Consider the following 12,344-nt stretch of genomic DNA (forward strand, 5'->3'; position numbering starts at 1 on the left):
AGAGAGTTTGCAAAGAGGGCAATAACAGAGACACCGAGCACACGACTAAAGTGACGTGTACGGTTTTTCTAGGCCTCTTTGCGCATACTCGCAAAGAGGCTTTTTTAATGAAAAAGGACACATCTAGGAGGAAAATCATGAGTCAGCAAAAAGCCAATTTAGGCATTCGAGATATCCCAAAACCGTTCACATGGCTGTCACTCAGCCTGCAGCACTTGTTTGCCATGTTTGGTGCAACCATTCTTGTACCAAAGATCATTGATATGAGCCCAGCCGTTGCGCTCATCTCAAGCGGGGTTGGAACCATTGTGTACTTAATCATCACAAGAGGACAGATTCCGGCGTATCTTGGATCGTCCTTTGCCTTTATCGCCCCTATCTTGAATGTAAAAGCCACCGGCGGCCCTGGAGCCGCAATGGTAGGTGCCTTTATGGCGGGTGTGGCATATGCACTCATCGCATTATTTATCAAATGGCTCGGCACAGGCTGGCTAATGAAGCTTCTGCCGCCTGTCGTTGTGGGACCCGTCATTATGGTCATCGGACTCGGACTCGCTGGAACAGCTGTTAACATGGCGATGTACGTGGATCCAAATGCAAAGGAGCTTGTTTACAGCCTGAAGCATTTAATGGTTGCAGGCTTCACGCTCGCTGTCACCATTATTAGTATGATCTTCCTAAGAGGATTCCTTAGCTTGATTCCAGTCTTAATCGGCATTATCAGCGGCTACCTTTTTGCTTTAACACAAGGCATTGTGAACTTCCAGCCGGTCATTGACGCAAAATGGTTTGCTGTACCAGACTTTGTTGTGCCATTTGTCGACTATACACCTGCTGTGACCTTAAGCATTCTCACAGTGATGGTGCCGGTTGCCTTTGTGACCATGTCTGAGCACATCGGCCATCAAGTCGTGTTAAGCAAAGTTGTTGGACAAGATTTTATTAAAAAGCCAGGTCTTCATCGCTCCATTTTAGGAGACAGTGCGGCGACAATCTTCGCTTCACTCATCGGCGGACCTCCAACAACGACTTATGGAGAGAACATTGGCGTCCTTGCGATCACAAGAGTGTTCAGTATCTTCGTCATCGGCGGAGCAGCGGTGTTTGCGATCTGCTTCGGCTTTGTTGGGAAAATTTCAGCATTAATCAGTACAGTACCGTCCGCGGTTATGGGGGGCGTTTCGTTCCTGCTCTTTGGAATCATAGCCTCAAGCGGACTGCGAATCCTGATTGATCATAAAGTGAATTTTGAAGAAAAGCGCAATCTCATTATCGCATCAGTCATCTTAGTCATTGGAATTGGCGGGGCATTCATTGAGGTGAAACAAATCAATCTGACGCTGTCAGGAATGGCACTCGCTGCCATTACTGGCGTCCTGTTAAACATGATTCTGCCGCATCAGAAGGCAGAAGATGATGAGTCAAATGAATCGAATACCGAAAACCTTTTAAAAGAAGTCCAGTGAGGCTGACAAGGGTTCTAAACGGAGCAGAACGTGCGAAAGCACCCCTGCTTCTTTTGGAGAACCCTAAGCTGCCGAGGCTTAGGGTTTTTTTGAACCTGAAAGTGATGAAAAACTAGAGGGGGCAGAAAAAATGAATGATTTATCGACAATGAGCAGCTTGTCAAAGGAAGAAATTTTACAGCTGATTGAAGAAGCATGTGCGTTGAAAAAAGGGAAAAAGGAACATGGTTTAGCAGGTGAATTTGTAGCGAACCTCTTCTTTGAACCAAGTACAAGAACGCGTTTTAGCTTTGAGGTGGCAGAGAAGAAACTTGGAATGAATGTGCTGAACCTAGACGCAGCAAGTACCTCTGTTCAAAAGGGAGAGACCCTTTACGATACAGTGAAAACACTTGAATCCATCGGAGTCAAGGCATGTGTCATCAGAGACAGTACAGACGAATATTACAAAGAGCTGATTGGGAAGGTCGGGATTCCAATCATTAATGCGGGAGATGGCTGCGGTCAGCATCCTACCCAATCATTGCTGGATTTGATGACGATTTATGAAGAGTTTGGCGGTTTTGAAGGATTAACGATCTCGATTCATGGTGATATCAAACATAGCAGGGTGGCAAGGTCCAATGCTGAAGTCCTCGCAAGACTAGGAGCGACAGTGCTCTTTTCAGGACCAGCATCCTTCCAAGATGAACAAAACCCTCATGGAACGTATGTCGAAGTGAACGAAGCCATGAAGCGGTCTGACGTGGTGATGCTGCTGAGAATTCAGCATGAAAGACACTCAGAAAAGATGGGCAACGAGGGTTACTTATCGACTTATGGATTAACAGTAGACAGGGCAAGCAAAATGAAAGAAAGAGCGATTATTATGCATCCAGCACCAGTAAATAGAGGTGTTGAAATAGATGATTCATTAGTAGAGTCAAAACAGTCAAGGATTTTCAAACAAATGGAAAATGGTGTGTATATCCGAATGGCTGTGTTAAAAAGAGCTTTTCAAAATAGCAGACTACATCAAAAAGGGAGAGATTCTGTCTATGTCATATCTCATTAAAAACGGTTTTATCTTAACAAGCACAGGGGAAAGAGTGCAGCAGGATATTAGGGTAGAAGGAAAAGTGATTCAAGCAATGGGTCACTTAGAAAGAGAAGACGGAGAAGAAGTCATTGATGCAGCAGGGCTATTTGTATCACCAGGTTTGATTGATCTGCATGTGCATTTAAGAGAGCCAGGCGGCGAGAAAAAAGAAACCATTGAAACAGGTTCTAAGGCAGCAGCAAGAGGCGGGTATACGACCATTGCAGCGATGCCGAATACAAGACCAGTTCCAGATACAAAAGAACAAATGGAATGGCTGATGAATCGAATCAAAGAGACCTCCTCTGTAAGAGTACTGCCATACGCTTCCATCACGACGAGACAATTTGGCGAAGAGATGACAGACTTTGCAGCGTTAAAAGAAGCGGGCGCATTTGCCTTTACGGATGACGGTGTTGGTATTCAAACCGCAGGCATGATGTACGAAGCAATGAAAAAGGCAGCAAGCCTTGATCAAGCCATAGTGGCGCACTGTGAAGATAACTCACTCATTTATGGAGGATGCGTTCATGAAGGAGACTTTTCAAAAGCAAATGGGTTAAACGGAATACCGTCCATTTGTGAATCGGTGCATATTGCAAGAGATGTCCTCTTAGCAGAAGCAGCGAATTGTCATTATCATGTATGTCATATCAGTACAAAGGAATCCGTCCGAGTGGTACGCGATGCAAAAAAAGCAGGCATTCGTGTGACGGCTGAAGTATCGCCACATCACCTTCTCTTGTGTGATGAAGACATTCCAGGTCTTGACACAAACTATAAAATGAATCCGCCGCTCAGAGGAGCAGAAGATCGCGAGGCACTGATCGAGGGACTTTTAGATGGCACGATTGATTTTATTGCCACAGACCATGCACCGCATACAGAAGAAGAAAAGAACGAAACGATGCAGAGGGCACCATTTGGGATTGTCGGACTTGAAACAGCGTTCCCGCTTCTGTACACACGTTTTGTGAAAACAGGGGAATGGACATTAAAAGAACTTGTTGATTATATGACCATCAAACCAGCAGAAGCCTTTGCTCTTCCATACGGAAAGCTGGAAGAAGGTCAAATCGCTGATATCACACTGATTGATTTAAACAAAGAAATGGCAATTGACAAAAAAAGCTTCTTATCTAAAGGACAAAATACACCGTTTGACAAATTGACTGTATCAGGATGGCCGGTCATGACACTTGCATCTGGGAAAGTCGTTTATGAAGAGGGGAGACTAGTAAAATGAAGAGACGCTTAGTGCTAGAAAACGGAACAGTATTCGAAGGAACAGGTTTTGGCAGCTTAGAACCGTCAGTCGGAGAAGTCGTCTTTAACACAGGGATGACAGGCTATCAAGAAATTTTGTCTGACCCGTCGTACTGCGGACAAATTGTCACACTCACTTACCCGCTGATCGGCAACTACGGCATTAACCGTGATGATTTTGAATCGATCACACCGTTTGTGAAAGGGTTGATCGTGAAAGAGCTTTGTGAAAAGCCTTCAAACTGGCGCTCTTCATACTCACTTGATGAGTATTTAAAAATGAAAAATATCCCGGGTCTTAGCGGCATTGATACACGCAAGCTCACGCGTATGATTCGAAGTGCAGGTACATTAAGAGGAGCTTTTGCAGGACCGGATGAACAAGTAGAAGACGTTGTGAGCCGCCTTCAAACAATGCAGTTACCAACAGATCAAGTAAGCCAAGTATCTGTGAAAAATGCGTATCCAAGCCCAGGAAGAGGCAAAAGAATTGTGCTTGTCGATTTCGGCATGAAGCATGGCATTTTGCGCGAACTCAATAAGCGAGATTGTGATGTCATTGTGGTGCCATACAATATCACAGCAGATGAAGTATTACAGTTAAAACCAGATGGCATCATGCTTTCAAACGGACCTGGGGATCCAGTCGATGTGCCAGAAGCGGTTGAAATGATTCAGCAGCTGATTGGAAAGGTTCCACTCTTTGGTATCTGCCTAGGACACCAGTTATTCGCGCTTGCGTGCGGCGCAAGTACAGAAAAAATGAAATTTGGGCATAGAGGATCCAATCATCCAGTCAAAGAACTAGCAACTGGCAAGGTAACCTTGACGTCTCAAAACCATGGCTACACGGTTAGCGCCATTAATGAAGACGTGCTTGAAGTCACACATATTGCGCTAAATGATAATACGATTGAAGGATTAAAACATAAAGAAGCACCAGCATTCACTGTCCAGTATCACCCAGAAGCATCACCGGGTCCAGAAGATGCGAACTACTTATTTGACGAGTTCATGGACATGATTCATACAACTGAGAAAGAAGGGGAAGAAGTATGCCAAAACGCGTAGATATCAAAAAGATTTTAGTGATCGGTTCAGGTCCAATCATCATCGGTCAGGCAGCGGAGTTTGACTATGCAGGCACACAGGCTTGCTTAGCGCTAAAAGAAGAGGGCTATGAAGTCGTTCTTGTGAACTCTAACCCTGCGACGATCATGACGGATACAGAAATGGCTGATAAGGTATACATCGAACCACTGACACCAGAATTTTTAACACGAATCATTCGAAAAGAACGTCCTGATGCGATTTTGCCGACACTTGGCGGACAAACTGGATTGAACCTTGCTGTTGAATTATCAGATCTTGGTGTACTCGCTGAATGCGGTGTTGAAGTACTAGGCACCAAGCTGTCAGCTATTCAAAAAGCAGAGGACAGAGATTTATTCCGTAATCTAATGAATGAATTAAATGAACCTGTACCAGAAAGTGAAATCATCCATAACCTTGAAGAAGCGATGGCATTCACAGATCAAATCGGTTTCCCGGTCATTGTTAGACCAGCCTATACACTAGGCGGAACAGGCGGCGGAATTTGTACAAATGAGCAAGAATTAAAAGAAATCGTCGAGAATGGACTGAAGTTAAGTCCGGTGACACAATGTTTGCTTGAAAAAAGTATCGCAGGCTTTAAAGAAATTGAATATGAGGTCATGCGTGACAGCGGAGATCATGCCATTGTGGTTTGTAACATGGAAAACTTTGATCCTGTCGGCATTCACACAGGTGACAGTATCGTTGTGGCACCAAGTCAAACGCTAAGTGATCGTGAATATCAGCTGCTTCGTAATGTGTCACTCAAGTTGATTCGTGCACTTGGCATTGAAGGCGGATGTAACGTACAGCTGGCGATTGATCCAGACAGCTTCCAATACTATATTATCGAAGTAAACCCGCGCGTGAGCCGTTCTTCTGCTCTTGCGTCTAAAGCAACTGGATATCCAATTGCAAAACTTGCAGCGAAAATCGCAGTCGGCCTAACACTTGATGAAATGATGAACCCAGTCACAGGTAAAACATATGCAGCGTTCGAGCCAGCACTTGACTATATTGTTTCAAAAATCCCGCGCTGGCCGTTCGATAAATTTGAATCTGCCAACAGACGACTTGGAACACAAATGAAAGCAACTGGTGAAGTCATGGCGATTGGCCGCACATTAGAAGAGTCTCTTTTAAAGGCTGTGCGTTCACTTGAAGCGGATGTGCATCACATTGAATTAAAAGACGAAGCGGACATTACAAACGAAGTGCTTGAAAAGCGGATTATCAAAGCAGGAGATGAGCGTCTGTTTTATATCGCTGAGGCGCTAAGAAGAGGCTATACCGTCGAACAGATTCATGAATTCTCGAAAATTGATTATTTCTTCCTTCATAAACTGGAAGGCATCATCGCATTTGAAAAGACACTAAAAGAAAACAAAGGCAATGTAGACGTTTTAAAAGAAGCGAAAGAAAAAGGTTTCTCAGATATTTATATTAGCCGCGAATGGAATATGAATGAGGCAGATGTCTATAACCTAAGAACAGAAGCAGGCATCGTTCCTGTGTATAAGATGGTGGACACATGTGCGGCAGAATTTGAATCAGAAACACCGTATTTCTACAGCACATATGAAGATGAAAATGAATCCGAACGAACAGATAAGAAAAGTGTCATCGTGCTAGGCTCAGGTCCAATCAGAATCGGACAAGGGGTTGAATTTGATTATGCGACCGTGCATTCAGTGTGGGCAATCAAACAAGCAGGCTATGAAGCCATTATTATTAACAACAACCCTGAAACTGTCTCAACAGACTTTAGTATTTCAGATAAGCTCTACTTTGAACCACTCACTGTAGAAGATGTGATGCACATCATCGACCTTGAACAGCCAGAAGGTGTCGTCGTTCAGTTTGGCGGACAAACAGCGATTAACTTAGCAGATGAATTATCAAATAGAGGGGTTAAGATTCTTGGAACTTCGCTTGAAGACCTTGACCGTGCGGAAAACCGTGACAAGTTTGAACAAACATTAGAAACACTCGGCGTGCCGCAGCCAAATGGTAAGACAGCGACGTCTGTACCAGAGGCAGTAGCGATTGCGAATCAAATCGGTTACCCCGTGCTTGTCCGTCCTTCCTATGTATTAGGCGGCCGTGCAATGGAAATTGTGTATCAAGAAGCTGAGCTCCTTCACTACATGGAGAATGCGGTGAAAGTCAATCCGCAGCATCCAGTGCTCATTGACAAGTATTTGACAGGAAAAGAAATTGAAGTAGATGCTGTGTCTGACGGAGAAACGGTTGTCATACCAGGCATTATGGAACACATTGAAAGAGCCGGAGTTCACTCTGGAGACTCGATTGCGGTCTACCCGCCGCAAACTTTGTCTGAGGACATCAAAGCGAAAATCGCAGAATACACGATTAAACTCGCAAAAGGCCTTAACATCATTGGGCTTTTGAACATTCAATTTGTGCTATCAAAAGGTGAAGTGTATGTACTTGAAGTGAATCCGCGTTCAAGCCGGACTGTCCCATTCTTAAGTAAAATTACAGGCATTCCAATGGCGAACTTAGCTACAAAGGTTATTTTAGGAGAAAAACTGAAAAACTATGGCTACCAAGAAGGGCTTCATGTTGAGCAAGAAGGCGTATATGTTAAAGTTCCAGTCTTCTCTTTTGCAAAACTAAGAAGAGTAGATATTACACTAGGGCCTGAAATGAAATCAACAGGTGAAGTCATGGGGAAAGATGTCACAATCGAAAAAGCCCTCTACAAAGGGCTGATTGCATCAGGCATTCAAATTCCAAAAGACGGAACGGTTCTCCTGACAGTGGCTGATAAAGATAAAGAAGAAGGACTTGAGATTGCAAGAAGATTCCATTCCATCGGCTATCATATTTTAGCAACAGAAGGAACAGCGAATTACTTAAAACAAGCTTCCATTCCATCAAGTGTTGTCGGCAAAATAGGAGAAGAAGGAAAGAATCTGCTGGATGTCATTCGAAATGGTGAAGCCCAATTTGTCATCAACACCTTAACAAAAGGAAAACAGCCAGCAAGAGACGGCTTTAGAATTAGACGTGAATCTGTTGAAAATGGTGTCGCTTGCTTAACGTCACTAGATACAGCGGAAGCGATTTTAAGAGTGCTAGAGAGCATGACATTTAGAGCAGATGAAATGCCAGAAGTGAAAACGAATGCTGAGGTGACAGTAACGATATGAAAAAAGCATACTTGACGGTCGTCTCGAACCGAGAGATCGCTGATCATATTTACGAAATGACATTAAAGGGTGATCTTGTTGAATCCTTTCAAACAGCTGGACAGTTTCTTCATATAAAGGTCAGTGAATCCATGACACCGCTGCTGAGAAGACCGATCAGTATTGCCAACATTCATGCCGAAAAGCAAGAAGCAACCATCATTTACCGCGCAGAGGGAGAGGGCACAAAGCTCCTTTCCCAAAAGCGGGCGGGAGAGTCAGTCGATGTGTTAGGACCGCTTGGAAACGGCTATGACCCTTCAGTCGTTCAGGCCGGACAGACCGCATTATTAGTCGGTGGAGGAATCGGTGTGCCTCCGCTATATGAACTGTCTAAGCGGTTAACGAAAAAAGGTGTCATCGTAAAACATGTTCTCGGTTTTCAATCGAAAAAGGATGTATTTTATGAGGAGAAGTTTCAAGCACTCGGAGATACGTTTATCGCAACCGTAGATGGGACATATGGTTCGAAAGGTTTCGTGACAAATGTCATTGAAGAGAATGAGCTGGACTTTGATGTCTTGCTTTCCTGTGGACCGACACCTATGTTAAAAGCACTAAAAGACTTTTATCCCGATAAGCCTGTCTATATTTCAATGGAAGAACGAATGGGCTGCGGAATCGGTGCATGCTTTGCTTGTGTCTGTCATACCGATCAGCATGAGAAACCGTACGTTAAAGTTTGTCTGGATGGACCTGTTTTTAAAGCGGAGGAGGTGGCGCTATCATGCTAAACATCGAATTACCCGGCTTATCTTTAAAAAATCCAATCATTCCTGCATCAGGCTGTTTTGGATTTGGAAAAGAATTCGCATCATTATATGACCTTTCCTTGCTGGGCGGCATCATGATTAAAGCCACGACCCTTGAACCGAGATTTGGCAACCCGACACCGAGGGTAGCTGAGACAGGAGCCGGTATGTTGAATGCGATTGGTCTCCAAAATCCAGGTCTAAAAGGCGTGCTTGAACATGAATTACCTTGGCTTGAGCAGTTCGATACCCCTATTATTGCCAATGTTGCTGGATCACAAGTTGATGATTATGTTGAAGTAGCAAAGCAAATTAGTCAAGCAAGCAATGTTCACGCCCTTGAACTGAATATCTCGTGTCCGAATGTGAAAACAGGCGGAATTGCCTTTGGGACCGATCCAGAAATGGCGGCTACATTGACAAAAGCTGTTAAGGAAGTTTCCTCCGTTCCTGTTTATGTGAAACTGTCACCTAATGTAGCCAATATCGTTGAGATTGCTAAAGCGATTGAATCGGCTGGAGCGGATGGACTCACCATGATCAATACCTTGATTGGGATGCGTTTAGATTTAAAAACAGGCAAACCCATTCTTGCTAATAAAACAGGCGGATTATCAGGTCCTGCTGTAAAACCTGTAGCCATCCGAATGGTGCATGAGGTCAGTCAGGCCGTTTCTATTCCGATTATTGGGATGGGCGGGGTGCAAAGCGCTGAAGATGTACTTGAATTTTTACTAGCTGGCGCAAGTGCGGTAGCTGTTGGGACAGCCAATTTTGTGAACCCATTTATTTGCCCGGAAATCATTGATGAACTACCGAATGTGTTAGCGGCTTATGGGTATTCATCTGTAGAGGAATGCATCGGAAGGAGCTGGAAACATGAAGCACTTGCCCATCATCGCGCTTGATTTTCCATCAGGACAGGAGGCGCACGCCTTTATAGATCGTTTTGAAGGCACTCCATTATTCGTAAAGGTCGGCATGGAGCTGTTTTACCAAGAAGGTCCTGCCATTATTGATGCACTGAAAGAAAAAAATTGCCGTATTTTCCTTGATCTGAAGCTTCATGACATTCCAACAACTGTGCAAAAAGCGATGAACAGACTTGCTGCACTTGGTGTTGATTTGGTGAATGTGCATGCAGCCGGCGGGAAAAGAATGATGCAGGCGGCCATAGAGGGGCTTGAAAGCGGAACCCCTGCCGGGCAAAATCGCCCAAGCATTATTGCAGTGACCCAGCTGACAAGCACGTCAGAAGATATGATGAAAAAAGAATTACTAATTGACCGCCCATTGCAAGAGGCTGTGCTTCATTATGGACAATTGGCATATGAAAGTGGACTTGATGGTGTGGTGTGCTCTGTTCATGAATCAAAACAGCTTCATGAACAAATCTCTCCTTCCTTTCTCACTGTGACGCCAGGAATTCGCTTACCAAATGATCAAACGGATGACCAAAAGCGTGTGGCGACACCTGCCTTTGCCAAAGAACAGGGTGTTTCACAGATTGTTGTGGGAAGATCGATCACAAAAGCCACAAACCCAGTGGAAGCTTATCAACAAATTTTGAAAGAGTGGGAGTGACTGCCGGATGAAAACGAAAATCGCGAAGCATTTATTACAAATCAAAGCTGTCTCTTTAAAACCAGACGAACCATTTACATGGGCGAGCGGTATCAAATCACCGATTTACTGTGACAATCGCCTCACCTTGTCTTATCCTGAGGTCAGAGGGGACATTGCGGAAGGTTTAAAAGACTTGATTCTCACTCATTTTGAAGGAGCGGAAGTTGTCGCAGGTACAGCTACAGCTGGCATTCCTCATGCGGCATTAGCAGCTGATCGTCTGAATGTACCGATGTGTTATGTAAGAAGTAAACCAAAAGCACACGGAAAAGGAAATCAAATTGAAGGAGCCGTATCACCTGGACAAAAGGTGGTTGTCGTAGAAGACCTCATCTCAACTGGAGGCAGCGTTCTTGAAGTTGTGGCTGCTCTAGAAGAAGAAGGCTGTGACGTACTCGGAGTTGTTGCGATCTTCACTTATGGACTGCCAAAAGCAGCTGCGGCTTTTCAAGAGAAAAACATTCCCTATGTCACGCTGACAGACTATGACACACTGACAGAAGTGGCACTTGAGCTAAAAGCAATCGAGCCTTCTGCTATGAATAAACTAAAACGCTGGAGACAGGATCCTTCGTCTGAATCTTGGATGGAAGAAACGGTCTAAAAAGCTTGTCTTGTTTTAAAAAAGCTGTGCTGCACTGCACAGTTTTTTATTTGGTTAAAAATAGTAAAATAGACTCAAATTTAAATAAAAACTAATCCTATCAATAAAGTCGGGTTGACTTTTGTTTGAATTGTGTTAATATTTAATACAAATTAAAACTCTTATCCAGAGAGGTGGAGGGACTGGCCCGATGAAGCCCGGCAACCTGCGATTTGCAAGGTGCTACTTCCTGCAAAATGATTCTATTTTGAAAGATAAGGAAATCGTGAGCTTCCTCATCTTTCTTTCGGACTGAAAGAAAGTTTTTTTATTTTAACGGTGAGGAGGAAGAGGAGATGGAACTGAAACAAAACCAGGATGAGGACATAGTGAAGCATATGCAAGAGCTGATTGGGGATATGAAATTCGGTTCAATTACGTTGATCGTTCAGGACGGTCAAGTGATTCAAGTGGAAAAAAATGAAAAAATCAGATTAAAGTAGTGCGGAGAATAGCAATAGAAGCAGTACTCCGGAAGGGGAGAAACAATGTTAACTTATGAAAATTGGCAAGAGCCGTCCATTACATTTCAAGAGGACGATTTGTATAAAGGGGCCCTATCTGTGCTGAAATGGGCGTACGGCCACTATGGTGATCAGCTCGTTTATGCATGCAGTTTTGGCATTGAAGGCATTGTCCTGATCGATCTTATTGCGAAAGTAAAAAAAGATGCAAGAATTGTCTTTTTAGATACAGGTCTGCATTTCAAGGAAACATACGACACCATTGATGCAGTTAAGGAAAGATATCCTGGTTTAGACATCGTGCTGAAAACACCTGAGCTGACAGTGGAAGAGCAGAATGAGCAGCATGGTGATAAATTATGGGAAACGAATCCTCAAAGCTGCTGCCATATGAGAAAGGTCATTCCATTGCAAGAGGCACTATCTGGCTATCCGGCATGGCTGTCTGGTTTAAGAAGAGAGCAGTCGCCTAAACGAGCAGGTACGAACTTCTTAAATAAGGATGAAAAATTCCAATCAGTCAAAGTATGTCCGCTCATCCACTGGACGTGGAAGGACATATGGAGATATGCGTCTAGAGAGGATCTTACTTATAATCCGCTGCATGACCAAGGATATCCAAGCATCGGGTGTGCACCTTGTACACAGCCGGCATTTACTGCTGATGATTTGCGTTCTGGAAGATGGTCAGGGACAGCAAAGACTGAGTGCGGATTACATGAGTAAGGGAGCATAATGT

General features: G+C 44.0%; 11 protein-coding genes and 1 riboswitch. All 11 genes read left to right on the forward strand.

Annotated features, from left to right (window positions below):
* Window positions 1–137 precede the first annotated feature (137 nt).
* Complete coding sequence (locus tag NSQ17_RS07720; protein ID WP_024720322.1) at window positions 138–1,466, forward strand: solute carrier family 23 protein; 1,329 nt, start codon at window positions 138–140, stop codon at window positions 1,464–1,466.
* A 130-nt stretch (window positions 1,467–1,596) separates the two neighbouring features.
* Window positions 1,597–2,520, forward strand: coding sequence for an aspartate carbamoyltransferase catalytic subunit (locus NSQ17_RS07725; protein ID WP_041507330.1), 924 nt, complete (start codon window positions 1,597–1,599; stop codon window positions 2,518–2,520).
* Entirely contained in the window at window positions 2,504–3,790 is a 1,287-nt protein-coding gene (locus NSQ17_RS07730; RefSeq protein WP_342467993.1) for a dihydroorotase, read from the forward strand. Before NSQ17_RS07725 ends, NSQ17_RS07730 begins: the two co-directional genes overlap by 17 nt.
* Window positions 3,787–4,881 (forward strand): carbamoyl phosphate synthase small subunit, encoded by a 1,095-nt coding sequence (locus NSQ17_RS07735; protein ID WP_019743288.1) that lies wholly within the window; start codon window positions 3,787–3,789, stop codon window positions 4,879–4,881. Before NSQ17_RS07730 ends, NSQ17_RS07735 begins: the two co-directional genes overlap by 4 nt.
* Entirely contained in the window at window positions 4,866–8,081 is a 3,216-nt protein-coding gene (carB, locus tag NSQ17_RS07740; protein ID WP_039166760.1) for a carbamoyl-phosphate synthase (glutamine-hydrolyzing) large subunit, read from the forward strand. Before NSQ17_RS07735 ends, carB begins: the two co-directional genes overlap by 16 nt.
* Window positions 8,078–8,854, forward strand: coding sequence for a dihydroorotate dehydrogenase electron transfer subunit (locus tag NSQ17_RS07745; protein ID WP_274660260.1), 777 nt, complete (start codon window positions 8,078–8,080; stop codon window positions 8,852–8,854). The genes carB and NSQ17_RS07745 overlap by 4 nt, the downstream gene beginning before the upstream one ends.
* On the forward strand, window positions 8,848–9,780 hold the full coding sequence (locus tag NSQ17_RS07750; RefSeq protein ID WP_017359348.1) for a dihydroorotate dehydrogenase: 933 nt from the start codon (window positions 8,848–8,850) through the stop codon (window positions 9,778–9,780). Before NSQ17_RS07745 ends, NSQ17_RS07750 begins: the two co-directional genes overlap by 7 nt.
* Window positions 9,752–10,456 (forward strand): orotidine-5'-phosphate decarboxylase, encoded by a 705-nt coding sequence (gene pyrF, locus NSQ17_RS07755; protein ID WP_342467994.1) that lies wholly within the window; start codon window positions 9,752–9,754, stop codon window positions 10,454–10,456. Before NSQ17_RS07750 ends, pyrF begins: the two co-directional genes overlap by 29 nt.
* A 7-nt stretch (window positions 10,457–10,463) precedes the next feature.
* The gene (gene pyrE, locus NSQ17_RS07760) at window positions 10,464–11,102 is read left to right on the forward strand and encodes an orotate phosphoribosyltransferase (protein ID WP_017359346.1); all 639 of its coding nucleotides are present in this window, start codon (window positions 10,464–10,466) and stop codon (window positions 11,100–11,102) included.
* A gap of 158 nt (window positions 11,103–11,260) precedes the next feature.
* A riboswitch (SAM riboswitch) is annotated at window positions 11,261–11,363 on the forward strand.
* 74 nt (window positions 11,364–11,437) lie between these two features.
* Window positions 11,438–11,584, forward strand: coding sequence for a YezD family protein (locus NSQ17_RS07765; RefSeq protein WP_342467995.1), 147 nt, complete (start codon window positions 11,438–11,440; stop codon window positions 11,582–11,584).
* A 45-nt stretch (window positions 11,585–11,629) separates the two neighbouring features.
* A complete protein-coding gene (locus tag NSQ17_RS07770; protein ID WP_008344917.1) occupies window positions 11,630–12,331 on the forward strand; it encodes a phosphoadenylyl-sulfate reductase in 702 nt (233 codons plus the stop codon).
* Window positions 12,332–12,344 lie beyond the last annotated feature (13 nt).

This window comes from Bacillus sp. FSL W8-0629, from assembly GCF_038593225.1.
Taxonomy (GTDB): Bacteria; Bacillota; Bacilli; order Bacillales; family Bacillaceae; genus Bacillus; species Bacillus altitudinis.